Source organism: Butyrivibrio sp. (assembly GCF_015056685.1).
Classification (GTDB): domain Bacteria; phylum Bacillota; class Clostridia; order Lachnospirales; family Lachnospiraceae; genus Butyrivibrio.
Genome location: NZ_SVFW01000055.1, coordinates 1 through 24,732, shown reverse-complemented (window position 1 = coordinate 24,732; position 24,732 = coordinate 1). Strand labels below are relative to the sequence as shown.

Annotated in this window: 24 protein-coding genes and 1 tRNA gene; 3 read left to right on the top strand and 22 right to left on the bottom strand. The window is 41.5% G+C overall.

What is annotated here, in order from left to right; genetic code table 11:
• Window positions 1–202 precede the first annotated feature (202 nt).
• The 8 genes from E7303_RS15615 to E7303_RS15580 all read right to left on the bottom strand — a co-directional run bounded on the left by E7303_RS15615 (window position 203) and on the right by E7303_RS15580 (window position 8,648).
• On the bottom strand, window positions 203–670 hold the full coding sequence (locus E7303_RS15615) for a CvpA family protein (RefSeq protein ID WP_292146350.1): 468 nt from the start codon (window positions 668–670) through the stop codon (window positions 203–205).
• A 9-nt stretch (window positions 671–679) separates the two neighbouring features.
• Window positions 680–1,906 carry a DUF5711 family protein gene (locus tag E7303_RS15610; RefSeq protein WP_292146349.1) on the bottom strand — a complete coding sequence of 409 codons (1,227 nt, stop codon included), beginning with the start codon at window positions 1,904–1,906 and terminating at the stop codon, window positions 680–682.
• 28 nt (window positions 1,907–1,934) lie between these two features.
• Complete coding sequence (locus tag E7303_RS15605) at window positions 1,935–2,975, bottom strand: aldose epimerase family protein (protein WP_292146347.1); 1,041 nt, start codon at window positions 2,973–2,975, stop codon at window positions 1,935–1,937.
• A gap of 24 nt (window positions 2,976–2,999) precedes the next feature.
• On the bottom strand, window positions 3,000–3,599 hold the full coding sequence (gene recR, locus E7303_RS15600; protein ID WP_022775781.1) for a recombination mediator RecR: 600 nt from the start codon (window positions 3,597–3,599) through the stop codon (window positions 3,000–3,002).
• Window positions 3,599–3,946 carry a YbaB/EbfC family nucleoid-associated protein gene (locus E7303_RS15595; protein WP_022775780.1) on the bottom strand — a complete coding sequence of 116 codons (348 nt, stop codon included), beginning with the start codon at window positions 3,944–3,946 and terminating at the stop codon, window positions 3,599–3,601. The genes recR and E7303_RS15595 overlap by 1 nt, the downstream gene beginning before the upstream one ends.
• Window positions 3,947–3,949: 3 nt before the next feature.
• On the bottom strand, window positions 3,950–5,551 hold the full coding sequence (dnaX, locus tag E7303_RS15590) for a DNA polymerase III subunit gamma/tau (protein WP_292146345.1): 1,602 nt from the start codon (window positions 5,549–5,551) through the stop codon (window positions 3,950–3,952).
• 40 nt (window positions 5,552–5,591) lie between these two features.
• Window positions 5,592–6,665, bottom strand: a complete 1,074-nt coding sequence (locus E7303_RS15585) for a 6-phosphofructokinase (protein WP_292146344.1) — start codon at window positions 6,663–6,665, stop codon at window positions 5,592–5,594.
• Window positions 6,666–6,782: 117 nt separating this feature from the next.
• Window positions 6,783–8,648 (bottom strand): sensor domain-containing diguanylate cyclase, encoded by a 1,866-nt coding sequence (locus E7303_RS15580; RefSeq protein WP_292146343.1) that lies wholly within the window; start codon window positions 8,646–8,648, stop codon window positions 6,783–6,785.
• Window positions 8,649–8,822: 174 nt separating this feature from the next.
• Between E7303_RS15580 and E7303_RS15575 the strand changes: the two genes are divergently transcribed.
• Window positions 8,823–8,911 (top strand) — tRNA-Ser (locus E7303_RS15575).
• Window positions 8,912–8,945: 34 nt separating this feature from the next.
• On the opposite strand, the gene E7303_RS15570 is transcribed toward E7303_RS15575, so the two are convergent.
• The 14 genes from E7303_RS15570 to E7303_RS15505 all read right to left on the bottom strand — a co-directional run bounded on the left by E7303_RS15570 (window position 8,946) and on the right by E7303_RS15505 (window position 22,331).
• Window positions 8,946–9,494: an ANTAR domain-containing response regulator gene (locus E7303_RS15570; protein WP_292146341.1), complete on the bottom strand. Its 549-nt coding sequence runs from the start codon at window positions 9,492–9,494 to the stop codon at window positions 8,946–8,948.
• A 14-nt stretch (window positions 9,495–9,508) separates the two neighbouring features.
• Entirely contained in the window at window positions 9,509–10,825 is a 1,317-nt protein-coding gene (glnA, locus tag E7303_RS15565) for a type I glutamate--ammonia ligase (RefSeq protein ID WP_292146340.1), read from the bottom strand.
• A gap of 118 nt (window positions 10,826–10,943) precedes the next feature.
• A complete protein-coding gene (locus E7303_RS15560) occupies window positions 10,944–11,645 on the bottom strand; it encodes a LytR/AlgR family response regulator transcription factor (protein WP_292146338.1) in 702 nt (233 codons plus the stop codon).
• Window positions 11,646–11,677: 32 nt separating this feature from the next.
• The gene (locus E7303_RS15555) at window positions 11,678–13,297 is read right to left on the bottom strand and encodes a hypothetical protein (protein WP_292146337.1); all 1,620 of its coding nucleotides are present in this window, start codon (window positions 13,295–13,297) and stop codon (window positions 11,678–11,680) included.
• A 30-nt stretch (window positions 13,298–13,327) separates the two neighbouring features.
• Entirely contained in the window at window positions 13,328–13,987 is a 660-nt protein-coding gene (locus tag E7303_RS15550) for an NUDIX hydrolase (RefSeq protein ID WP_292146336.1), read from the bottom strand.
• A gap of 18 nt (window positions 13,988–14,005) precedes the next feature.
• The gene (locus E7303_RS15545) at window positions 14,006–14,809 is read right to left on the bottom strand and encodes an FRG domain-containing protein (protein WP_022775768.1); all 804 of its coding nucleotides are present in this window, start codon (window positions 14,807–14,809) and stop codon (window positions 14,006–14,008) included.
• A 100-nt stretch (window positions 14,810–14,909) separates the two neighbouring features.
• Entirely contained in the window at window positions 14,910–15,716 is an 807-nt protein-coding gene (locus E7303_RS15540; protein ID WP_292146333.1) for a hypothetical protein, read from the bottom strand.
• Window positions 15,717–15,815: 99 nt separating this feature from the next.
• Window positions 15,816–17,411, bottom strand: coding sequence for an ABC transporter substrate-binding protein (locus E7303_RS15535; RefSeq protein WP_292146332.1), 1,596 nt, complete (start codon window positions 17,409–17,411; stop codon window positions 15,816–15,818).
• Window positions 17,412–17,637: 226 nt separating this feature from the next.
• Complete coding sequence (locus E7303_RS15530) at window positions 17,638–18,468, bottom strand: carbohydrate ABC transporter permease (RefSeq protein ID WP_022775764.1); 831 nt, start codon at window positions 18,466–18,468, stop codon at window positions 17,638–17,640.
• A complete protein-coding gene (locus tag E7303_RS15525) occupies window positions 18,465–19,355 on the bottom strand; it encodes a carbohydrate ABC transporter permease (RefSeq protein WP_292146331.1) in 891 nt (296 codons plus the stop codon). The genes E7303_RS15530 and E7303_RS15525 overlap by 4 nt, the downstream gene beginning before the upstream one ends.
• Window positions 19,352–20,446 carry an ABC transporter ATP-binding protein gene (locus tag E7303_RS15520; protein WP_292146330.1) on the bottom strand — a complete coding sequence of 365 codons (1,095 nt, stop codon included), beginning with the start codon at window positions 20,444–20,446 and terminating at the stop codon, window positions 19,352–19,354. Before E7303_RS15520 ends, E7303_RS15525 begins: the two co-directional genes overlap by 4 nt.
• Before the next feature lie 16 nt (window positions 20,447–20,462).
• Window positions 20,463–20,633 (bottom strand): DUF6472 family protein, encoded by a 171-nt coding sequence (locus tag E7303_RS15515; RefSeq protein ID WP_022775759.1) that lies wholly within the window; start codon window positions 20,631–20,633, stop codon window positions 20,463–20,465.
• Window positions 20,630–20,962: a cupin domain-containing protein gene (locus tag E7303_RS15510; RefSeq protein ID WP_292146329.1), complete on the bottom strand. Its 333-nt coding sequence runs from the start codon at window positions 20,960–20,962 to the stop codon at window positions 20,630–20,632. Before E7303_RS15510 ends, E7303_RS15515 begins: the two co-directional genes overlap by 4 nt.
• A 16-nt stretch (window positions 20,963–20,978) precedes the next feature.
• Window positions 20,979–22,331, bottom strand: a complete 1,353-nt coding sequence (locus E7303_RS15505; protein ID WP_292146328.1) for an ASKHA domain-containing protein — start codon at window positions 22,329–22,331, stop codon at window positions 20,979–20,981.
• A gap of 130 nt (window positions 22,332–22,461) precedes the next feature.
• Here E7303_RS15505 and E7303_RS15500 point away from each other — a divergent pair, with 130 nt between their 5' ends.
• Window positions 22,462–23,667 (top strand): SPFH domain-containing protein, encoded by a 1,206-nt coding sequence (locus E7303_RS15500; RefSeq protein ID WP_292146327.1) that lies wholly within the window; start codon window positions 22,462–22,464, stop codon window positions 23,665–23,667.
• Between the two features lie 24 nt (window positions 23,668–23,691).
• Window positions 23,692–24,726 (top strand): hypothetical protein, encoded by a 1,035-nt coding sequence (locus E7303_RS15495; RefSeq protein WP_292146326.1) that lies wholly within the window; start codon window positions 23,692–23,694, stop codon window positions 24,724–24,726.
• Window positions 24,727–24,732: the final 6 nt, after the last annotated feature.

Here is a 24,732-nt window from a genome sequence, read left to right as displayed (position 1 = left end):
AGGTGCTTTGTTGTTGTGCTCTTCAGCAGCAACTCATTTAGTATATCGCAGCTTCAGATGTTTGTCAACAACTTTTTTAAATTATTTTTTCGACTTTCTGAAGTGTTCAGTTGTCGAAAATCCGCTTATTTACTGAGGTTGTCCCCTCCGCAGCGGGTAAGACAAAGTATAGCACTACTCATTTTACAATGCAACACTTTTTTTAATTATTTATAAAACTTTTAGTAAAAGCCTCATAAATACTGCTGTAGAGCTGCATCAAAACCACTATTGTACTGGATATTATCTCAAGATCTGTCACATATTCTATTAAATATATGATTGCAGCAGCTTCAACTGCACCGAGAACTGCGCCCAGGAATCTGTCCATTGCTCCAAATATTGGCACGTTCCTCATCTTTTTAAAAGCATCTCCTATAGCAGTCATGATCTTATAAACCAAAAACGCTACCAGCAAATAACCTATCTTTGGAATTATCACTCCGTAATTCTGATTAAGTACACTTCCCGCGATATTAGTCACATAGTAAACAGACGCAAATGCCGCCAAAACAGCAATAAGGCCTGCAGCTTCCGCAAACAGGCCATTATTTTTACCATATGATATTCTCCAAAGAAACAGGCAGACAACAACTATTGTCAAAACCACTTGTGAAATATCAAAATTCATATTAAATCCTTACTTTAAAGTATAAGTATCAACACTGTCCGCCGTCACAAGTATAAACTTGTTTCTCAGATTTGTTGGTACCAGTGTTCTTACAGGTTCTTCAAAAGCACCTGCAAACTTGTCATGTCCGTTCATATCCTTAATAACGCACTCATCCTCGTTGTAGATGATGATCTGCTTATTGCTAAATATGATCTCAGAATAGTCAATGTCAAAGTATGATGTAAGAGCCAGCTCTCCTGATGTGTTATACACCTGAAGTCTATAGGTTCCTTCTTCTGTACTGTTGGAGAAAACAAGTCCAACATATGAATCGTTAAAATACACAGATCGTATCTGTTCGTTTCCTGTAAAGCTCTCACTGAGACTAACAGGCTTTTCTTCTCCGGAATAGAACATTATCCTGTCATCCGAAACAGCAAATGCAGATGAGGAATTCATGAACTGCACATAAGGAACAACAACTCCTGGATAGTCATAACCGCTTGCATAGTTATCAATTGAGTTCTGGCCTACCGAACCAAAGTTAAAAAACGCCACGCTTGTTTTAACTGTGCCATCTTCAGGATATATATAAGAAACGCAGACAAGTTCTCCGTTTGGAGATATGCTAACGCTTATAGGATATCCGCTGTCTTTCATGGTGGTCTTAAAGTTAGCTATGGCATTACCTTTAGAATCATACAGATATATCCACGTAACATCTGTTCCATCAAGCACTACTGCCACGATACCCTGGGCTGATACACAAAAATCCCTGATAGGGAGATTGGTATCGATCTCGCCCATTGCACCGCTAGAGCTACTTACATAGATATTATGTCCGTTATAGTCTCCTACCGCCACGATATTCTGGCATGTATGAGCTATTGGGTTCTGCATCTCATAGGTCTGATTCCAAAGGACTTTGCCGCTTTCGTCCATACAGCTGATACCATCTTTACTGTACTGGACTATGTTTCCGCCAAGGCCTATAACTTTGGCGTCAGCGCCATTTGTTATGCCGGCTCCCTGCGAAACAGTAGCTTCAGAATACTCCTTATCTCTCCAGCTTATGTATATTGCAGCCACCAGCAAAATAACAATTGCTGCAACACTTACTGTTCTGAAAAAGACCGCCAGTTTATGGCTTCTGATCTTTTCTTTATATGAAGTCTCCCTTGTAAAAGATGTTTTATCATCTTCGGTATTATTTATTTTTCCGGCATAAGCGTTAAAATCTCTTACTTCCGCCAAAGCATTTCTCCGTTAACTAATAGATTATTTAGCAAAACTGATACACAGTCTCTGTATCATATTCCTTCTCAGGACCAAATACAGGCTGAGGGAATGATGGCTGGTTTATAGAATCAGGATAGAACTGTGTTTCCAGGCAAAAACCGTTTCTAGGTACATATGTTGCACCATCTTTTGCATTATTGGCCTTAAGGAAATTACCAACATAAAGCTGGAATCCCGGAAGTGTTGTAAAGCACTTCATAGTAATTCCTGTATCCGGAGAAGAAGCTACTGCAAACTCTTTGAGAGTGCCATCTGCTCCGTCCACTACAAAGTTGTGGTCATATCCACCTACAAATTTAAGCTGTGCATTATCAGCATTTACATCTCTGCCGATTGTTTTGCCTTCTGTAAAATCAAATGGTGTTCCCTTTACTGAAGCAATCTCGCCTGTAGGAATTGCTGCTGAATCGATTACAGGTGTGTACTCGACAGCATTAAGTTTAAGTGTATGTTCAAGAATACTTCCTGAGTTGTGTCCACCAAGATTAAAGTATGAATGGTTTGTCATATTTATAAGTGTCTTTGCATCACTAGTAGCATGGTAATGAAGAGACAGCTCATTGTCTTTTGATAAAGAAACATTAAGTGTAAATACTCTGTTTCCGGAAAATCCCATATCGCCATCTGAAGACTCTAAAGTAAATTTAACTGAATTATCACTTTCTTCGCCCTTCCATATGCGCTTATGGAATCCCTTCTCCATATCTGTATGAAGATTGTTTGGTCCGTCATTAACAGGAAGACTGAACTCTCTTCCTTCTATACTATATTTTGCATTTGCTATTCTGTTAGCTGTTGGTCCGACTGTAGCTCCAAGGAAACAGTCATTTACAAAATAGCCCTCAAGATCTGCATATCCTAAGGCAACATCTACTTTATTGCCATTCTTATCAGGAACTATGATGTTTCTGATTATGCAGCCATAATCAAGCACAACAACTTCCATATTGTCGTTGCTGATATGATATGCGTGTACCTGCTCTCCGCTAGGTGCATTTCCAACAAGTTCTTTTCTTACTCCCATGATTCTCCTCCATTTTAAGTGCGATTATAGTTCTGTTCTTCCCTCAAGCGCTCTTAAAAGTGTAACTTCATCAATATATTCAAGATCACCGCCAACCGGAACACCACTGGCAATCCTCGTAACCTTTATCCCCGTAGGTTTAACGAGTTTGCTTATATACATAGCAGTTGTTTCGCCTTCAAGGCTGGAATTGGTAGCAACGATAACTTCCTCTACATCTTCTGTCTGAAGTCTCTGCATTAGCTCCGTGAGACGTATGTCACCAGGGCCAATTCCCAGCATCGGTGAAATTGCTCCATGTAAAACATGATATACCCCTTCAAACTTTCCAGTCTTCTCATATGCTGCCAGATCTCTCGCATTTTCCACAACCATGATGGTCTTGTGGTCTCTGTTTGGATTGTTGCATATCGGGCAGATGTCATCATCTGTCAGGGTACAGCAAACTTTACAATAATGCACATTCTCACGTGCATTTGTTATTGAGTCTGCCAGCTTCTTAACCCTGTCTTTTGGAAGATTGATAATATAGAAAGCAAGCCTTTGTGCAGACTTGCCTCCTATTCCGGGCAATGAAGCCAGTTCGTCGATCAGTCGGTTAATATGTCCGCTGTATAGATCCATTAGAAAGGAAATCCTCCGCCAAGGCCACCTGTCATCTTGCCAAGCATAGCTCCACTTGCTTCTTCAGCCTGCTTCATAGCTTCGTTGACAGCTGCTACGATCATATCCTGAAGCATCTCTACATCATCAGGATCAACTGCATCAGGTGAGATAACGATGCTCTTTACTGTTTTGTTGCCAAATACAGTTGCCTCAACTGCACCGCCACCGGCTTTTGCTGTGAACTCTTTTGTCTCAAGCTCTTTCTGGCTTTCCTCCATCTGGCGCTGCATTCTCTGCGCCTGTTTCATAAGATTGCTCATGTTACCGGGCATTCCTCCGCCCGGAAATCCTCCGCGTTTTGCCATTTGTTAATTCTCCTTTTCTTCATCCTCAGTAACTATATCAAAGTTTATAGCCTGTAGATTTACATAGTTTTCTTCAAATACAGCCTGTGGCTCTATGAATCTGGTCTCAAATTCAACGTGTTTCCCAAGAGCCTGATCAAGCACATCCTGCAATTCCTCAGATGATGTACCATTTGAATATTTATCTGATAACTGCTTATTGTCGAAGACAATCTGCAGAATATCGTTGTTGCCAAGACTTAACCTTGCTTTCTGCAGGTAAGTCTTCATAGGGTTTTCCATTCTGGCAAGTATCCTTGGCCAGTCATTTACAAGTCTTTTTATATCTTCAGGAACTGCCCTGTCCAGGGTTTTCTTTTGTCCCTGGGAAACAGGTTTTCCAGCCGGAGCTGCTGACGCGCCGGCCACAACAGCTACCTGACCTGACTGAATTCCTCTTAAAAGCTTGGTGTTCTCCTCATCGTGCTGCTCTAAAACTCTTAATCTGTCCTCAAGAGCATCTTCAGCTTTGTCCATCTGAGGTTTGCACATTTTTATCAATGTTATTTCTATTAATATACGTTTTTGTGTTGCATATCTAAGCTGTGATGACAGCTCGGAAAAAATCCTGATATATCTGAGGATCGTATCTGTATCCGCTCCTTCAGCCTGCTCTTTTAGCGCTTTCAGATTATCGGAAGAGATGTCGATAACATCCTCCATCTGATCTGATGCCTGAACAAGCATGAGGTTCCTAAGATACCAGACAAAATCATTTACAAACTGATTTAATTCCCTGCCCTGTATTACAATATCCGCCAAAATGGTAAGTGCCTCATTGGCATCCTGTCTGTAGAGGGCATTAAAAAGTCTGCTGAAAACTTCTGTATCAACAGCGCCAAGGACGCCGAGCACTTTGTCGTAGGTAAGCTCCTGCCCATAGTTAAAGGCAAGGCACTGATCAAGGAGACTAAGGGAGTCTCTCATGGATCCGTCAGCAGTTTTGGCGATGTATCTAAGAGCTCGTTCCTCCACTGTAATGCCTTCAGAATCCACAACTTCACGGAGTCTTCCCTCTATGGTATCAATGGTGATCCTGTGGAAGTCATATCTCTGACATCTGGACAAAATAGTGATAGGAATCTTTTGAACTTCTGTTGTAGCCAGAATGAACATAACATATGACGGCGGTTCCTCAAGTGTTTTGAGCAGGGCATTAAAAGCGCCTGCTGAAAGCATGTGCACCTCGTCGATGATATAGACTTTTCTTTTACCCTTTGTTGGTGAGTAGGAAACCTCGTCGATGATCTCTCTGACGTTATCAACACCATTGTTGGAAGCAGCGTCTATCTCTATAACATTCATGCTGTTTCCTGCTGCAATCTCCCTGCACATCTCGCATTCACCACAGGGACTTCCGTCAACCGGATGTTCACAGTTGACTGCCTTGGCAAGAATCTTCGCAACAGAAGTCTTACCTGTTCCGCGAGTTCCGCAGAACAGGTAAGCATGTCCAACTCTGTCAGATTTGATCTGATTCTTTAGTGTTGTAACTATATGATCCTGTCCTTTTACATCCTCAAAGACAGGAGGTCTGAATTTTCTGTAAAGAGCTACATAACCCATTTAAAATAACTTCCACCTATAACAAAACTTTTATAACTATTTAATCCCCAAAGCAGACACCAAGCATCTTGGCTTCTTTTATGATGCTGGCATCCGGTGATACATATTTAAGCTTTCCTGCTATTTCAGAAAGAGGAACCTTTACAATTTCTCTGTTCTTGTAAGCTACCATATAGCCATATTCTTTATCGAGAATAAGCTGACCAGCCTCTGCTCCAAGTCTTGAAGCAAACACGCGGTCATATGGATCAGGAGCGCCGCCCCTCTGCATGTGGCCAGGAACAGTTACTCTTACTTCATGTCCGCTCTTTTTCTGGATAGCTTCTGCAATTTCGTAGGAAACTGAAGGGTACTTGTAGTTTGCCATTTTTTCCTTGTACTCTTTTTTGGAAAGCTTGGCATCCTTCTTGGAGATTGCTCCTTCAGCAACCGCTATAATAGTAAATCTGCTGCCTCTTTTATCTCTTGCTTCTATGGCTTCGCAGATCTTGTCAATATCGTAAGGGATCTCAGGTATCAGAATAACATCAGCTCCTCCTGCAAGTCCTGCATTGAGAGTAAGCCATCCAACCTTGTGTCCCATAACTTCTATGATAAATACACGGCCGTGAGAATCTGCTGTGGTATGTATGTTATCAATAACCTGTGTTGCAACATCAACAGCACTCTGGAAGCCAAATGTCATATCAGTTCCCCAAAGATCATTGTCGATAGTCTTAGGGAGAGATACCACATTCAGTCCCTCTTCACTCAAGAGATTTGCTGTTTTCTGAGAGCCATTGCCGCCCAGCACCACAAGGCAGTCAAGCTGCAGCTTGTAGTAGTTCTGTTTCATGGCCTCAACTTTGTCAAGACCGTTCTCATCAGGCTCCCTGATTGTCTTAAAAGGTGTTCTGGAACTACCTAAAATAGTGCCACCCTTAGTCAGAATACCCGAAAAATCATGGGAAGTAAGCATTCTAAAATCGCCATAAATAAGACCTTTATAGCCATTCTTAAAACCGTAAAACTCAACTTCCTCACCACTGTGCGCAATACACTTTACAACGCCGCGCATTGCTGCATTCAAAGCCTGACAGTCGCCACCGCTTGTCAACATACCGATTCTCATCATGTGAATAGGCCTCCTTTGAATAAATATGCTAAATTGCTATTTGTAGTCGCACATATCAATGACAATTATACAAAAAAATGTAGTTAATGCCAAGTAATACGCGCGCCAGCTCCCATGCTATTTTCTAGTACTTTCTTCATCATCACGCTCATAAAATGTCACCGCAGAACCCGGAATCTTTTTACTCTCATAAGCGCAATTATCAGCTCTTTTGTATAACTCACCAAAAGAATACGAGTCAGTCGGGTAATAGATGGCAGCACCAACACTGATATCTATCTGTCTTCCTTCAAGTCTCTTAATATCCATGTCATGTACGCTGTCTATAAGACGTTTCATGATAAGTTCACCGTCTTCTTTGCTGAAAACGCCAGGCATATAGGCTGCGTACTCATCACCGCCAAGTCTCATCACGATGTCTTTTCCCCTGAACAGACGCTTCATCATCTCAGCTATCCCAACAAGTACTTCATCTCCAACATCGTGGCCAAAATTATCATTTACAAGCTTGAATTTATCTACGTCGAACAAGAAGAACATTCCGCCGACATTTTTCTGTAAAAGGTCGCGAATCTTTCTCTCTCCGCTTCCACGGTTATTAATCCCGGTGAGCTGATCGGTTTCAGCAAGATACTGGTACTTATCTCTTACGCGCTTGTCTTCATCGATTATCTCAGTCGCAAATATTACGCTGGTGACTTTCTCATCCTGATTCCTTTCCGCCACAATTAATCTGCCACGATACCAGACATGATCATAGTTTAGAAATTCTAATGTAAGGGTCTGTTTGCCCGTCAGTCTACTATTCAATGACGAAAAATCCATAAACTCCTTCATCATCTCATATGATCTGTCTGCTACAAATTTACCCGTAACTTCCGCAACAGTTTCACGTGCGTGATGGCGTCCTTCCTCAAGAGTACTTGCAATGCTATAGTCCCCGCAAAAGATTATTTCAAGTTCGTCCTTATCCAGATCAATTCTTACAATTGTCCCGTAAATGTTCGCCACAGCGTTAAGGTCTCTGGCATTGATAAAGGATTCATGGTCCTTATGGTAATTCCTTTGATTGAGGGCAAAAGAGATAACAAGTGCCAAAAACAGTACTGCTCCCAGCAGTGATGCTGTCTTTTTCAGTTCATCCATTTCAGCATTGGCATCTGTAATAGTCAGAACGTTGAGGTTATACAGCAAATGCCTCTGAGATATGATAAAGTCGTCATCGTTCCACCCATCACTCCTAAGCTGATATGTGCTCTTTCCGCGATTATTTCTCCACGCGTTGTAAATTTCCCGTTGAAACTGGTCTTCTGACGCCGCGTAATCAACTCCCATTTCATCATCTCTGGAATTACAGATAACGGCACCCGAATCGTCCATTATTAGGACCGTACGCGTCTCATCATTTCCCAGAAGTTTTGTTGTCATATCCTTAAATGTTACATAGTCAATAGTAAAAGCGATAACACTCTCCCCATCCTTTAGGAGCTTGCTTACTGTAATCGCATAATCCTGGGTCCTAAGGCTATAATATGGGCCAACAAACACATATCTTCCTGCATTTTTGACTGCCTCGGTATACCATAAACGCCCGGTTGCATCGTAAGAACTATCTGGGTTCCAATTAACGCCATCCAAATATTTACCTTTAAATACCCCAAAAACGCCTCTTGATCCGGTTTTTGTGATTATTCCAAGGTTTTCAGATTCATATACAAGGTAATCCCTGATTTCTTCCTCTGAGGCTCCTTTAGCCATCATGTATTCCGCTGAAGATGCGCAGGACTTAAGGGCATTATCGATATTACCCAAATATGTCAAAAAAGAGTCCGCTATATCATAGGTGGTTTTAGCACCTCTATATTCAATATTCTTCAGATATAGGTTTTCATAATTTGAATATACCCAAAAGAAAGCCACTAGTATTATTACCGGCCAAAAGAAAAATGGGATTATTCTTATTATCTTTTTCTTGTTTAGCATAAACCCTCTTTATAAAAACACACTTTTACACATACATTTTATAATGTTTTTGCGCACACTTCTATAACAAAACGCTAATAAAAATCGAAACAAAATATAAACCAATCCATTGACGCTAGTTTGCTAAAAAAGTATAATAAAAACCGCTGCAGATATTATGCAGCGGTCATATACGGAGTTGTACCCAAGTGGTTGAAGGGTCCGGATTCGAAATCCGGTAGGTCGGCTCGTCCGGCGCAGGGGTTCAAATCCCCTCAACTCCGCTTATATATTCAGTTCTTTTGGTGACTGTAATTCTTAGATACTATTTAGAGAGATCACCATCTCAGCAGTTTCAAGCATTGTTGTTCCCGAATTCATCGCACATTTCTGCAAATACTTATGTGCCTCAGGCTCAGTCATATGATGTCTTTCCATCAGTAGCTCTTTTGCCTTGGAGATAGTCTTTTTATCAGCTTCACTTTTATTCAGTCTTTTTTGCTTTGCTCTTTTACGGGAAAGAGTTACTCCCTCAATCATCATATTTATCGTAGAATAGAGATCTGCCTTGGAGAAAGGTGATGGCAAAAACATGATTTTTTCTCCAAAATTGTCAAAGGGCGCTTTATCGGCGGAGGCAACCATGAGCATCTGAAAATACCCGGGAAGGTCCTCTGCAAGATCGGAATAGAGCATGTCACTTAAGCGGTAGCCACATACTATGACTCCGCTTCCCAGATCCTCCATGGCTGAAAGCGCCTTTACACCAGTGGTGCAGGCAATGACATTGTCATATCCGCCACGCAGCAATATGCCTTTTATGTTCTGAGCATCCTCAGGCTTTGCAAAAGCTACGATAATATTCACCCAAACTGCCTCGATCAGAAATTATTGAGATACTTATCAATTTCCCATTTTGTTACACAGGTTCTGAATTCCTTCCACTCTGCCTTCTTGGCTGTAAGCACCTTGTTGTAGATTTCATCTCCAAGAACTCCTTTTACAAAAGAGTCTGACTGATAAGCATAAATTGCTTCTCCAAGTGTCAGGGGGAGGACATCGAGTTCTTTTTCTGCTCCGCCATTTCTTGTGGAAACAGCTTCAGGTGGTGTCATTTTCTTTTCAATACCATCAAGACCTGCTGCCAGCAAAAGAGCTATGGCAAGATATGGGTTACAGGTTGCGTCGGGATTTCTTACTTCAACCTGAGGATTTAGGTCAAGATCACTCGATATGCGTATAAGTGCGCTTCTGTTTGCCGAATTTGAAGACCAGGATATATCAACAGGCGCATCATACCCGGGCACTAATCTCTTATAGGAATTTACAATAGGGTTAGTTATGAGAGTCATTCCCTTTACATGATAGAGAATACCTGCAACAAACTGTTTTGCAGTCTCGGATAGGGCTCCGCTTTCACCTGCAAAGATATTCTTTCCATCTTTATCCTCTGCAATAAAGCTCATATGCATTCCGGAGCCACTTATGCCTTCCACAGGCTTTGGCATAAATGTGGCATAGAGGCCGTGCTTTTTGGCAATAGTCTTAACTGCCATTCTGAAAGTCATGACCATATCAGCTGCTCTTACAGCTTCTTCTCCGCCAAACTGGATCTCATGCTGAGCAGGCGCAATTTCGTGATGTGAGGACGAAATATTAAAGCCCATCTCTTCGAGATTAAGGATGATCTCTCTTCTGACATTCTCGCCCTGGTCGAGAGGCGCAACATCAAAATATCCGGCCCTTTCCTTGGTGCCTGTAGTAGGCTGGCCGTTGTCGTCGTAATCAAATAAAAAGAACTCCGGAAGCGGATTTACCTTTATGTTAAGTCCCATTCCATTAGCCTTTTCAACTACCTGTTTTAAAACGTGTCTTGGATCACCTGAAAAAGGCTTGTTATCTGCAGCGTAGACGTTGCAGAACATACGGGCCACCTTTCCTGCCTGTGGTCTCCAAGGATATATATCAAAGCTATCAAGATCAGGATAAAGATACATATCACTCTCTTCATTTCTGACAAATCCCTCAACAGAAATTCCGTCAAAGGCATACTTGTTATCAAGAGCCTTTTCAAGTCCGCTTGAAGGAATCGCTATATTCTTGGGAACTCCGAAAAGATCGCAGAACTGGAGCCTGATAAAAGCTACATCCTCTTCGTCAACAATACGTATGATATCCTCTCTGGTATACTTGCTCATTTTTCCCTCCTAACAAAAATGGCGCACAAAACAAACGATTACTCAGATCATTGTTTTGGCGCCCTTGCCACTATGGTTATTATCTTATTTTCTTTTTCAGGCAGTGTCAACGAATATTTTAGAAACTATACTTCAAAACAAGTTCGCTTATCACTCTGTAGGTTCCTCTTGGAACTGAAAACTCCGTTCCGTCTTCCATAACGATCACTATCTTGGTAATTCTGAGCACCTTCTTTAAATTGATGATGACATTTTTACCCAGAAGATAAAAATACGGCACATCACCCAGATCGTCCATGAGCATCTGCATGGTACTCCTTACCAGATAGCTCTTTTTCTCCGTCAGGATTCTCTTGTAGTGGTCCTCAGACTGAATATAAAGTATCTCGTCCACAGGAATCCTGCTCACTTCGCCGCTATCCCTCACTGTAAGGAACTTCGCTTCCTCTTCCACACAAACCCTGTCCATTGCTGAAAAAAACTCCTCCTCAAGGATAGGTTTTTCCAGATAATGCACAGCGCGGATCCTGAACGCCTCTTTGTAGAAGGCATTGGAAGTAGTCATAAATATGATATGACCGCTATAGTCACGTTTCCTTATGGTATCAGCAATTTCTATGCCATTCATCTTATCAATATATATATCCAAAAGATAAATGTCATAGCTCTCTTTTTCCATTGCCCCCAAAAGCTCTATGGATGAGTTAAAAATATCAAGCTTAAATTCCAGCCCTGGCTTTGATCTTTTGTATTTTTCCAAAAGTCCGGCCGCCTCAGCAGCAGAGCTTTTTTCATCATCACATATTGCGACTCTGTACATTGCATCCCCCAATTATGTTCGTTTACGTTTTATCATGCATCGTACTCAGCGGATTCAACCACTTTTCCTGACTCCTGCTCTACTTTGCTGAAAATAACTTTCTTTGCTGCCTCATCATACTCTTTTTTGTATAAGTATCTGATTCCTTCTTCCACGACCTCGCGATCTCCATACCACATAGGGCATTTTCCGACCAAAGGATCTGTGCTCTGAGCTTCAAGCATGGCATTTGCAGCCTTTTCAGATATATTGTAGGCATCATCATAAGTGTACTCAAAGTCTGCATAATCGCCGATCTCTGCGTTTTCTCTTCCGATGCTCTCTACATACTCTTCAGCGTAACCTCGCTCCATCTTTTCAAGCTCGCTCATATCATCTTCTTCAATTGATATGCATCTTGCCCACAGATCCTCAGGGAACATCTTCTTGATAGAAGGAACAAAGTCGCTTCCGTCTTCAGCCTCTTCATAACTCACGATAGTGTATTCCTTGGAGTCATTCAAGACAAACGTGATAACTGTCGGAATAGCTCCGCTTCCTGCGCATTTAACAAAGTTTCCGTTTTGGAACTCATATTCACCATACATTGAAAGAACGTAGGCTTTAACCTGAGGCCCCTCTTCTTCACTGCTCATAAGGATATGGCCTTCTGCAGCAAGCTCGCCTTCGTAATAAACACCAGCATTGGACTTAAATATTGCTGATGAAATAGCATCATCGAGAGCTGTTGGATTATCAAGGTCAACTTTGTTATAAGAAAGAGCTGAAAGCGCCTTTAATTCAAAGTCATCGTATACACCCTCGCTACCCATAGACGGCACCACGGTTGCAATAAATGTAGGCATGTTGTCGTAGCTGATATCATCGTTTCCTGAGACTTTAATACCAGGAGTAACCTTCACCATCAGGTCATTACCTGAGTTTAAATAGTAGCTGATGTGATCACCAAGACAGATGTTTGTAACATTTCCCGGATTCTCAATACTGTAGAGCTTATCTCCGTCATAGTTAAAAGAGATAGTGCTGTCATCTGACTCTACAGAAAGCATTTCAAGAAGCTTATTCTGAACAAGAACAGGATCAACAGCATAAATTAACTCAGCACCTGCTGAATCAATTGTAAAGAGATACGGAATCTCTGCATACACGCCATTTTCTGAAATAGCCTCGCCCACAAGCCACATTGTATTTTCATCAAAATCAGCATTTACCGCCGGGCATCTCCCATGTCTTACTTCAGGGAAGACTGTTTTGGTCTTCCCTGAGCCTGTAACGATCACTGTTCCATAGTCGTTATAGTCCTTGTTGCCCTCTCCGACGCTAAGAAGATCCCACACGCTGACTTCCATGCTAAGATCACCGTAAACTCTCTGGAATCTGCTGTCACCAGGCAGATCTTCTATTGCCTCATCGTCAAGGATCTGAGCCATTTCACCAAAATCCTCATCTGAAATATGATCTACAGCCCATCCAAAATCCAGGGTTCCGGCAAGCTCAATAGAAGCCTTTTCACTTTCTGCAGTTTCCTGGACACTCTCCTCTTGTGATGCAGCATCAGTTGCACCGTCTGTGTTCTCCTGCTTTCCGCAGCCAATAACCAAAGATGATACTAAAGCTAAACTTGTAAGTAATGCCAAAAATTTCTTTTTCATAATTCCCCTCTTTTCATAAACAATTAGACATCATTTCCACATGTCAGACAAAAAGTACATCATTGCTGCCCATGTATAAACTGAATAAAAATGTCCGTTATCATCAACTCCGTCTTTTAAGAGTTTACGCGCTTTTTCTTTTGTGACAAAAACAAATCCGTCAAAACATTCCTGTCCCAATGCTCCGTCCTGAGTCATTTTAGATAAGTCAGGGTCGCGCAAAACTACAGAAACAAGACCGTTACTTTCATCTGTCATTCCGGGAGTACTGAAAACAAGCGGGTTCACAACTGACATTTTGTCTATGTCACCCCTGACTGTTATTCCTGTCTCTTCAAATATCTCTCTTTTAGCTGTTTCAAGAAGCGGATTCTCTTTTGCCTTATCTTCAGGATCAACCAGTCCTGCCGGCACTCCTAAAAGAAATCTTCCGGTCGGATACCTGTATTCATAGGATAAAAGAAGCTCAGGCTCCTTCCCCTCTTTTTCTATTATTACAAAGCAGCTTACCGCATCAGGGATCATTTTTTTAAATTCTTCCTCTGTCATGGAAGCTGCAAGCTCTTCAAGAGGTCTCCTGGAAGCATCGAAATAATGTCTTCCCTCTTCATAATGAAGGTCGTATAATCTCAAAAACTTTTTATCCAGTACTGTTTCTACCTGGTCTTTTTTAATGTTGTATCCACTCATGGCAATTCTCTCTTTAATTTATTTTACATAATAATGGCGGGCAATCCACTTTGAAAGGCCTTCAAGGCCCGGGTAAACAATACGCTCACTCATATTGAGCTGATCGAGCATATCTCTGACGCGCCATCTGAGTTTCTTATCAATAATATATTTGACAGTATCTTCTGTGTTGTCCGAAAGGAATTTCTCAATATCTGTGATTCCTGTTGGTACTACAGCGAAGAATGAATGCTGGTTTATGATCCTCTGATTAAGTGATGGGGGCTCGATTATTACCATGGAAGAGTCTCCCATATCAGTATCGTACTGCTTTAGGCTGTTTCCCGTCAGTTCTTTTAGCATGTCCACGGTAAAAATGGTTGAATGCTTTCTGTTCACCGCGTACTTGTAAGGTTCAGGAAGGTGATCAACAAGCTCTGACATATTGATCCTCCAGACCATGCAGTCATGCTTGTCCATTTCCTCAAGGTTTTCCTCTGTAGTTGCAAAGTTAAGTCCAACAAGTGCTGACTGCGTCCAGTCAAGAAGCCTTGTAGGAAGCCCGTAGTGCTGCCCGAGGATCATCTGCCTCCAGACGGAATGGCCTATTGAAGGCTCATCATTTATGGCATATTTGGCAAAGTTTTCTAGTATCGCCGGCTCAAGCTGCTTTTGAAGGCCCTTACAGTTTCTGCTAAGGCTCGTGTACATCTTGAAGGATGAATCCGACATTCCACGATATACGTATGGACTTCTGTTCCTGTCAAGGTCAGGCCTGTACTCTTGCTCTGTCAAAAGAGGCAACAGCTCTTCCAATGTATCTATATGTATCTCTTTTATCATCACATGTCCCTTTCAGTAATATCTCCAGTCAGAATAAGTATATCATAAAATGAAAAAACCCCACAGCATACGCTGTGGGGCATTACTTACTAAAGCAAAATTATTTAACTGTAACCTTTGTGATGTGTGGGTTAGCACCTTCGTACCAGTAAAGGAATCCTTCAACATCAACTACTGTGCCTGCTTCAAGACCACTTACAAGGTTGTAGAACTCTTCGTCGCTACCATTTAAGTAGTACTCAAGGCAGAAATCATAGCTTGCTCCATCCTTTGAAAGAGTAACATAGATGTCATCTCCAGGCTGCTCGTTCTTGAATGTAACAGACTCAACTGTCATATCCTTGAAAGATACAAGCTGGTTCTGAAGGTCAATGAGCTCATCCTTGCCAAGAAGATCTGTAGCGTCCTTAGCTTCTGCCACAAAGTTGCCTTCCTCGATCTCGTATGTTGCATCAACGATCTCTACTTCACCAGACCACTCAGACTTAACACCGGTAACCTTGATCTTTGTTCCAGGTGTAAGCTTGTTGTAATCATCCTCTGAGCAAGCCATCTCGTAGATAAAGTAAGCGCCGTCCTGATCCTGTGTGTAGAATGTTGCCTTGTCTTCCCACCATGACTGCTTAGCCTGTACATAAGTCTCAACTACAACCTCTGTCTCAAGCTCTGCTGCTGCGAACTCAGCGTATGTCATAACGCCTTCTGACTTAGCATCATCTGCTACAGCCTCTGCTGCCTCTGATACTGCCTCTGCAGCTGCCTCTGATGCAGCTTCTGTTGCTGTCTCAACTGCCTCTGATACAGCCTCTGTTGCTGTCTCTGCAGTCTCTGTAGCTGCCTTGCTTCCACATCCTACGAATGAAAGAGCAAGACCCATTGTTAAAACTACTGCCAATGTCTTTTTCATAATATCCCTCCATATAAAAAAGTTATGAGACATCTACTATCGATGTCTAACAATACCAAACAAGGAAATTATACTAAATAATAAATAAAATACAAACACTTATTTGGTTTTATTCTTTAATTTATCTTTTAAGGCAAAAGTTCCTATAAGAACCCAGGCAATTACAAGCAGGCTTAAGAATGCCACCGATTCAGTTGGAAGTGGCCCGAGATTTTTTTTCTGACCGCTATTTGCAGAGCCGGTACTTCCCTGATCCAGATGATAAAGAGATTTCACTTCCTCATAGAGGTCATCAATGAATTTATCATCAACTGTTTTCTTTCTTCGAACCGCTTTGGTAACATTTTCTATAAGCTGTCCTGCCGCGTCTCTTACAGATGTGGAGCCATTAAACACCGGTGTGACAAAAGTGTTCTCGGTGTTGTTCATAAGGAGCTTCGCAGCATCTATTTTTACCTGATAATGCTCATTGTCATCAGTCCCGGCCTTGGCAATATAATCCTGATATTCAGGTGCATTCTGGGCCTTTAATGTGACAGGAACATAGCCTTCTGTCTCTGAGTAAGCAATCTGCACGTCATTAGTCAAAAGATATTGCGCAAAAAGCCACGAAGCAAGGACTTCCTGTGAGTCCGTCTTATTAAAGACACACACTGACGGTCCCTGTGAGATCATTCTGGGGTTTGACGGATCATACTGAGGAATAGTCATGACTTTTGTCTCAAAATCCACAAGCTTGTCTTCTGCAATATCAACAAGTGGAGCATCGCTTCCCATCCAGGTTGCACCTGCTGTTGAGTCAATAGCAAATATGCACTGTCCTGCATTTAAGAAGTTCGCAGGATATCCCGAGATCTTAAATGTGGAAAAAGCGCCGTTCTTTGTATGCTCTGCTACAGTTCTGAGAATTTCTCTTGTGCTGTCATTAAAAAGTAAAATGTTCCCATCAGCATCTGAATAATCTGCTCCAAGCTGCTTAAGACTCTGGATCATCATGTTGTCTGTTGACTTATAGATAAATGGGATCATTACCTGCTGCCCGTTTATCTTAAAGGTCCCATCGGCATTTTTTTCCATGGCCTTTTCTGAGACTTCCCACACAAAATCCCAGGTAAGTGTCTCAGGAAGCTCATATCCAAGAGCCTCTACATAAGTCTTGTTCACATAACAGGCCTCAGTAGATCTCATATAAGGAATTGCATAGTGATGATCTCCGATCATGCATTCATCCAAAAACTCAGGCACGATCTCATCAGCTCTCACAGAATCAAACTTAACTTCACTTCCGCCAAGTCCATATTTCTCATCTGCAAATAAGCCATCAAGCGGTACCACCGTATTACTTCCGGTCATATATGTTGCAATATGATCAGGATATGTGATACAAACATTCGGTGTTGTATTGGTTGATATATTCGTGATTACGTCATTATAGATCTTGCCATAATCCGTATACAGTCTCATATTCACAGTTATGTTCGGATATATATTCTCAAAGTCATCTATCGCTTTATTGTATATCTCTGTCTGGACCTTATTTGTATCATTTTTTGCCCAAAATGTTATCTCTATATTTTTCGATTCATCAAATGATTCCGGTATATTAAACTCACTTCCACCTTTAGAACCATGACATCCCGTTAGCACAATTGCTGCAAATATTGATAGAGTTATAGTTTTCACATTTATAGTCATAGTAACGTCTCCGTTCTGAAATATCAGAAGCATCATAGACTATCGGTAAGCAGATGATTGTTTCATAATCAGTCTTTGGGGTCTTTGCAAACGCCGGTACTTATATCCCGTCTTTTGGGATATTAGTACCGCTACGTTTGCAACGAAGTGGGAACGTCCCCGAAGCGATTATGTAACTTCATCTGCCCATCAATACCTATAAAGCTTCTGATATTTCTTGTTTAGCTCAGCCTTTTGTTCCCCCGCGGGCAACTCCTTCCATGATCTTATCTCTGAAAACGAGGAACAGGACAACGAGTGGCACAGATATTACAACTACTGCGGCCATCATTGCCGGCACGTTTTCTCGCCCAAATCCGTTTTCCCTGATCTCCTGAATTCCATTGGAAACCAGGAAGTAATTCTGATCATCAGTAATAAGTCTTGGCCATACGTAAGAGTTCCAGCACTCAATGACCTTAAGGATAGTTATGGTAACTATCGTAGGCTTGGAAATCGGGATCATGACCCTGAAAAGATATCTGAAATCCGAAGTTCCGTCTACCTTCGCTGCCTTATAGAGGTTTTCAGGTATCTGCTCAAAATTCTCTTTTAAAAGATATATGTAGAACACTGAAGTAACTGACGGGAGTATAAGTCCCGAGAAGGTGTTCCTCATATTTAAATTTGTGATAGTAACAAAGTTTGTGATGATAACAAGTTCGTTTGGAATCATCATGAGAGAGAGGAAAAGAGAAAACAAAAGGTCTTTTCCCTTAAAATCAAGCCTTGCAAAGGCAAATGCCGAAAGCACCACCACAACCAGCATCATGCCTGTGGTAACAACCGTGAAGACAATAGTATTAAAGAAATACTTTGCAAGCGGAACTGCGGTAAAGGCTGTTACATAGTTCTCAACAGTTGGGCTCAGAGCTATGAACTTTGGGACATATTCAGAATTGTATGAGCTGTAGCTTTTTATGGAAGTAAGTATCATCCAGTAAAAAGGAAACAGCACTATGATAGCCCAAATTGAAAGAAGGGCATAAATTATCACATTTCTGGTTTTATTTTTCATTGATAGTACACCGTCTTTCTACTAACCATGAGATTTATGGTTGTAATTGTAAATACTATGGCAAAAAGAATGAGCGCCGCAGCTGATGCATATGATGGATAGCCACCGCTGTTTCCATAGAGCATGTCATATACATAACCAACTATTGTGTTCATTCCTGCAGCATTAAGGTCGGTTCCAAAAAGAGCTACCTCATCACTGTATGCCTTGAAAGCACCGATAAAGCCTGTTATTACCAGATAGAAAACCATTGGGGATATCATAGGAAGTGTAATCTTGTAGAATATTCTCCACTTTGGCGTATCATCAACAACTGCTGCCTTGTAGTACATCTCATTTACTGATGCGAGAGCACTTGTAAGGATCAGTATCTTAAAGGGCATTACGATCCATATTGTGTAAAAGCACATAACAAACATCTTTGCTGCGTAAGGGCCGTCAATAAAGTCAACAGAAGGGCCTCCAAAAAACTGTATCAGGATGGATATAAGTCCGTCGGAATAAGCAGTCTTTTTAAAGAGGATCATAAATACCAGTCCTACCGCCAGAGTGTTGGTAACGTAAGGAAGGAAATAAACTGTCTGAAAGAAATCCCGCAAAACCTTTATCTGACTAAGTTCAAGGGAAATTAAAAGAGCGATTCCGGTAGAAAGTGGAACCGTAATTATTACTATGATAAAAGTATTTTTCAGAGCCTGGATAAAAAACGGGTCGTGGAGTACATATGAATAGTTGTAGAGTCCTGTTCCCCAGAAGCTCTGCGATGCAAAATTATAGCCTTCTTCAAATGAATAGACCAATACATCAAATAAAGGGTAAACCATAAATATACCCAAAAACAAAATTGCAGGCAAAAGACAAAGCCATGCAGTCAGGTTTTTCTTCATAGCCTTATCCTCTCTTCTGAACTTCCATCAAAAATAAATACTTTGTTTGGTTTAAGTGAAAATCTGACTTTGCCGTCATCAATCTTAACTTCATCGTCAGATGAGATTATTCCTCTTATCTTTTCACCTGTAAAATCAGGATGTGAAACGATAAGACTTGTATCTCTGCCCATTATCTCGCGGTTCACATAATCACAGGCAAAAGGTCCATTCTCATCAAGGATAAATCCTTCAGGTCTTATGGCAACATAGACGTCACCATCTTTTACGCCATTTGCATCAAGAACAGGGGCCTCACCAATATAAACCTTGCCCTCTTTGACCTTTCCTTTGAAAACATTTATCTGAGGTGTTCCAAGAAAGCTTGCGACAAAAAGGTTATCAGGATCATCATAAATATCCTGAGGTTTTCCCATCTGCTGAAGAACGCCGGCCTTCATAACAACGATCATATCTGAAATACTCATGGCCTCTTCCTGGTCATGGGTTACAAATACAGTTGTAATACCGGTCTCAAGCTGGATCCTCTTAAGCTCTTCTCTTGTCTGAAGCCTAAGTCTTGCATCAAGGTTGGAAAGGGGCTCATCAAGCAAAAGAACCTGCGGCATCTTTACAAGGGCTCTCGCAATAGCAACTCTCTGCTGCTGGCCACCCGACATCTCGTTTGGACGTCTGTCCATCAGTTCTTCTATCTGAACAAGTTTTGCTGCCTCTTTTACCTTGGCATCCATTTCTTCCTTGGTCAGCTTTTTATCGCCTCTGAAATTTTCAAGGGGGAATTTTATGTTCTCATAGACAGTAAGATGTGGATAAAGAGCATAGTTCTGGAATACAAGACCTACGCCCCTCTTTTCAGGAGCAAGCTCTGTAACATCTCTCTCACCAAAGAAAATTTTTCCTTCTGAAGGTTTCTCAAGTCCACAAATAAGATTAAGAGCTGTACTTTTTCCACAGCCTGATGGCCCTAAAAGTCCGATCAGCTTGCCGTCAGGTATAGTAAAATTGAAGTCATTAACGGCAATCACATCATCCTTTATTTTTTTGTTCCTGTTGGGAAATCTCTTAGTTAAGTGTTCTAAAACTATTTTCATAAATCTCCTCCTCCGCTTACATCTGATGTCTTACAACTTTATACTCATCGTTGTCCTGATAATAAGGGCACTCTGAGCGATTCCCAGACATCATGCGGTAGTAGTCATCTTCATCCATATTTACCATGCATGTATAGCATTCCCAGTCTTCATCGTATACATAATTGGCACATGTATCACAGATCATACAAAATCCTCTCTCATAGGGTTAAAGATATCCAAAAGAACTCCCTTTTCAAGGCAGACGCAGCCGTGCTCAACGCTGTTTGTCTTAAGCATTGTATCGCCAGCTTTAACAATTTTCTTTTCTCCATCAATATTGAACTCAAATTTGCCGCTTACTACATAAGTGATCTGAGTGTGTGGGTGATGATGAAGAGCTCCGATCGCGCCTTCTTCAAAAGTATTCTCAACGCACATAAGGTCTTTGCTGTAAGCAAGTACACGCCTTACCACACCATTTCCAAGGTCCTGCGCCTTTGCATCATCATGAAATACCCATCTTTCATCTAGCATAAGTTTATCTCCTTTTTTAGAAATTCATTGCTTCTATATAATCACTGTCAAACTGATCCAGCTCTGCCAGCTGAATCACCTCAGAAATTTCAGTTATTCTTTTTATTTCCAAAAGAGCTTTCTCACCATCGCCCATAAGATCCTGCACCAGATATTTGATGCATCCCTTAAGAGAAGTGTTTCCCGCTGCTAAAGCTTTTGGCACCAATTCTTCAGGGAACATTTTGAGGTTCTTTATCCTGTCTATATCAATGTGGGAACCAAAGCCTCCTGAAATATAGACACTGTCAGCATCTCTTCCGTCTAAGATATTGACTATACCGGAATAAATGGCAGCCTTGGCCAGCTGAACATTTCTGATATCGCCCTGAGTTATGGTAATATCTTTTTCCCTGGTAAGAGGATAACCGCTCTCAAAATATTGGTCGCACAAAAGCCCCGTATCATCCATGAGCCCGGTCCTTAAGAGCTCCGATACTGTTTCAAGAACTCCTGTCCCGCAAAGACCTATAGGTTTATCATTACCTATTATATCCAATTCAGGAAAAAAATCTCCTATATTTATATGTTTTATTGCACCATTTATGGCAGGGACACCACAGGAAATCCCTCCGCCCTCAAATACCGGGCCCGCTGCAGTTGATGTGGCGTAAATCCTGGCGCCGTCAAAATATGCTATCTCGCCGTTTGTTCCAAGGTCCACCATAAGGCTCTTCTTATCAGGGTGTTCTACCATATCAAGGGCATATATCCCCGCTACAATATCTGCCCCTACAAAGGCTGATATTCCTGGGAAAAGAGTCACCTTATAGCCGGAAAGATCAGGGCTCAGCTCTTCTCCCGTAAAAGCTTCAAGGTCAAGTGACTTTGCTTCATAGGGGTATTTTCCAAGACCTGAAACGCTATAGCCTCTTAAAAGATGAAGCATTGTAGTATTTCCTGCAATACAGATTGTTGTAGCTTCAGATTTTGCTTTCACCGAAAGCTCTTTTACCAGGCCGCATATATCCTGGGTCACAAGCCTTCTTAAGTCCTCGGCTGCTTCAGTATCGGATGCCCTATCTATTCTGCTGATCACGTCAGCTCCGTACTTTCGCTGGTGGTTCACACATGATGCTGTGAGGGCCACTTCACCTGCCTGGTTTTTAAAGTCAAATCCCACAAGCGCCGCAGCGATAGTTGTCGTACCAAGATCAATGGCGATACCATAGGCGTCATATTTTTTATCTATGTCACCATCTATCACCTCGCTCTGAACATCTATCTGTTCGGCGTCAGAACATTTTCTTGTGCACTTATAGCAATTTCCCTTGCATCCATGGGCTTTATAGATATTTAGTTTCTTCTCGGAAATAAGTGTATTTTTCATCCACATAATTGTATCAGCATCAGTTATTTTGAGCAAAAAGAAATAGTATTTTGTTATGTTTTGTGCGAAAATAGTAAATGTCTATAAAATTATCAGACAACTATTGTTTTTCGTATGAAAGGAGAAAGTTATGGGGCTTATTCAGGCTGCACTCGTTGCAGGTGGTAATGTTTTAGCAGATCAGTGGAGGGAGTATTTTTATTGTCCGTCTCTTACAAACGACGTACTCCTTACAAAAGGTGAAAAGAAAGAAGGAAAAGGTTCAAATAAAAAGGGCTCTGAGAATGTTATTTCCAACGGCTCTATCATCGCTGTAAATGAAGGACAGTGTGCTGTTTTGGTTGATCAGGGACAGATTACAGAAATCTGCGCAGAAGCAGGCGAATTCGTTTATGATACTTCAGCTGAACCTTCAGTTTTCTATGGGGACCTTGGCGAAAACATTGTAAACAGCTTTAAAGAATTTGCTAAACGTGTAGGTTTTGGCGGAAGTACTCCTAAAGACCAGAGAGTATATTTCTTTAATACAAAAGAGATCATCGGAAATAAGTATGGCACAGTTAATCCTGTTCCTTTCCGTGTTGTAGATACAAATATCGGACTTGACCTTGACGCAAGCATTAAGTGTCACGGTGAATACAGCTACAAGATTGTTGATCCTATCCTTTTCTATAAGAACATTTGTGGAAATGTGGAAGGTGAATACAGAAAAGACAAACTAGATTCTCAGCTTAAGAGTGAGCTTCTTACTGCTCTTCAGCCTGCATTTGCAAAAATTTCCGCTATGGGAATCCGTTATAGTCAGCTTCCTGCTCACACAACAGAGATTGCTGATGCACTTAACGAAGTACTTTCTGATAAGTGGACTAAGGTTTACGGAATAAAGATCTCAAGCTTTGGCGTAAGCTCAGTAGTAGCTTCTGAAGAAGATGAAAAGACAATCAAAGAGCTTCAGAGAGCAGGCGCATTAAGAAATCCTAATATGGCTGCTGCAACTATTGCCAGTGCTCAGGCTCAGGCTATGCAGGATGCTGCAAAGAACACAGCAACAGGTCCTATGATGGCATTTGCTGGTATGAACATGGCTGCACAGGCTGGCGGAATGAACGCAAGTCAGCTCTTTAACATGGGAGCTCAGGCTCAAAATGCCGCTCCAGCTCCGGCTGCTGCCCCTGCATCTGATGCTTGGACATGCTCATGTGGCGCTACTTCAAGTGGAAACTTCTGCTCTAACTGCGGAAAGCCAAGACCAGCACTTAACTGGACATGTTCCTGCGGAGCTGTTAACACAGGAAACTTCTGTTCCAACTGTGGAACTCCAAGACCAGCAAACTAATTCTATGATCCATTAGAGGGAAATATGGCTTTACAAGAATATGAATGCCCCGCCTGTGGCGGGGCAATGGAATTTAATCCACATACTCAGAAATTAAAATGTCCTTATTGCGATTCAGAATTTGATGTAAAAGACTATGTTGCCAATCACAATTCTGAAAGTAGCGGAACTCCATCTGATACACAGGATGAAATGTTCATCTACTCCTGCGGATCCTGCGGAGGAGAAATACTTGCAACAGAGTCTCTTGGATCACTGAAATGCCCGTTTTGCAGCAACAATGTCGTTGTAAAGGAAAAATTCACAGGAGAATTTAAGCCTGACTACATCATTCCTTTTAAACTCACAAAAGACGATGCTGTGAAAACTTACACTGAGTATGTAAAGAAAAAAAGGCTTGTTCCAAAGGTCTTTTTAGAGAAAAATCACATTGATGAGATAAAAGGTGTCTATGTTCCCTTCTGGCTTTTTGATGCAACAGAGGAATACTCCGGCTCTTTTGAAGGAACAAAGGTAAGGACCTGGTCTGATTCTAAGTATATGTACACTGAGACCAAATACTATGACATCTCAAGGGCAGGAAGCGAACAGTTCGAGAAAGTACCTGTTGATGGCTCCAAAGAAATGCCGGATGACCTTATGGAATCTCTTGAACCATTTGATCACACGACCATGGTTCCTTTTAACATGGGCTATCTTGCAGGATTTCTTGCCAATAAATACAATGTAACATCTGACGAATGCAAGGATAGAGCATTGCAGAGGATGTCTGCTTCTGCTGCCGCAGATTTCAGGGCAACTATAAACGGTTACAGTTCACTGCGGACTAAGCATGAGGACTGCAGCACCAGCAGCTCATCAAGCAAATATGCTCTCTATCCGGTCTACATTCTAAACACAACCTGGAATGACAAAAACTTCCTGTTTGCCATGAATGGTCAGACCGGTAAGTTTATAGGCAATCTCCCTATAAGCTTTACTCAGGCGCTCAAATATTACATTCCTATTGGATTTATCGCATCAATTATTTTTTACATGATTTTGTATTCTACATTTTAAATTCAG

Excerpts from the sequence above, each read along its gene's own strand:
- E7303_RS15495 (WP_292146326.1), top strand. The coding sequence starts at position 23,692 with ATGGCTTTACAAGAATATGAATGCCCCGCCTGTGGCGGGGCAATGGAA.
- E7303_RS15525 (WP_292146331.1), bottom strand. The coding sequence starts at position 19,355 with ATGAAGAAAAACCTGACTGCATGGCTTTGTCTTTTGCCTGCAATTTTG.
- E7303_RS15535 (WP_292146332.1), bottom strand. The coding sequence starts at position 17,411 with ATGACTATAAATGTGAAAACTATAACTCTATCAATATTTGCAGCAATT.
- E7303_RS15515 (WP_022775759.1), bottom strand. The coding sequence starts at position 20,633 with ATGATCTGTGATACATGTGCCAATTATGTATACGATGAAGACTGGGAA.
- E7303_RS15580 (WP_292146343.1), bottom strand. The coding sequence starts at position 8,648 with ATGCTAAACAAGAAAAAGATAATAAGAATAATCCCATTTTTCTTTTGG.
- E7303_RS15545 (WP_022775768.1), bottom strand. The coding sequence starts at position 14,809 with ATGATAAAAGAGATACATATAGATACATTGGAAGAGCTGTTGCCTCTT.
- E7303_RS15500 (WP_292146327.1), top strand. The coding sequence starts at position 22,462 with ATGGGGCTTATTCAGGCTGCACTCGTTGCAGGTGGTAATGTTTTAGCA.
- E7303_RS15560 (WP_292146338.1), bottom strand. The coding sequence starts at position 11,645 with ATGTACAGAGTCGCAATATGTGATGATGAAAAAAGCTCTGCTGCTGAG.
- E7303_RS15555 (WP_292146337.1), bottom strand. The coding sequence starts at position 13,297 with ATGAAAAAGAAATTTTTGGCATTACTTACAAGTTTAGCTTTAGTATCA.
- E7303_RS15540 (WP_292146333.1), bottom strand. The coding sequence starts at position 15,716 with ATGAAAAAGACATTGGCAGTAGTTTTAACAATGGGTCTTGCTCTTTCA.
- E7303_RS15615 (WP_292146350.1), bottom strand. The coding sequence starts at position 670 with ATGAATTTTGATATTTCACAAGTGGTTTTGACAATAGTTGTTGTCTGC.
- E7303_RS15550 (WP_292146336.1), bottom strand. The coding sequence starts at position 13,987 with ATGAGTGGATACAACATTAAAAAAGACCAGGTAGAAACAGTACTGGAT.
- E7303_RS15585 (WP_292146344.1), bottom strand. The coding sequence starts at position 6,665 with ATGATGAGAATCGGTATGTTGACAAGCGGTGGCGACTGTCAGGCTTTG.
- E7303_RS15530 (WP_022775764.1), bottom strand. The coding sequence starts at position 18,468 with ATGAAAAATAAAACCAGAAATGTGATAATTTATGCCCTTCTTTCAATT.
- E7303_RS15605 (WP_292146347.1), bottom strand. The coding sequence starts at position 2,975 with ATGGGAGTAAGAAAAGAACTTGTTGGAAATGCACCTAGCGGAGAGCAG.
- E7303_RS15510 (WP_292146329.1), bottom strand. The coding sequence starts at position 20,962 with ATGCTAGATGAAAGATGGGTATTTCATGATGATGCAAAGGCGCAGGAC.
- dnaX (WP_292146345.1), bottom strand. The coding sequence starts at position 5,551 with ATGGGTTATGTAGCTCTTTACAGAAAATTCAGACCTCCTGTCTTTGAG.
- recR (WP_022775781.1), bottom strand. The coding sequence starts at position 3,599 with ATGGATCTATACAGCGGACATATTAACCGACTGATCGACGAACTGGCT.
- E7303_RS15595 (WP_022775780.1), bottom strand. The coding sequence starts at position 3,946 with ATGGCAAAACGCGGAGGATTTCCGGGCGGAGGAATGCCCGGTAACATG.
- E7303_RS15520 (WP_292146330.1), bottom strand. The coding sequence starts at position 20,446 with ATGAAAATAGTTTTAGAACACTTAACTAAGAGATTTCCCAACAGGAAC.
- E7303_RS15505 (WP_292146328.1), bottom strand. The coding sequence starts at position 22,331 with ATGAAAAATACACTTATTTCCGAGAAGAAACTAAATATCTATAAAGCC.
- glnA (WP_292146340.1), bottom strand. The coding sequence starts at position 10,825 with ATGAGCAAGTATACCAGAGAGGATATCATACGTATTGTTGACGAAGAG.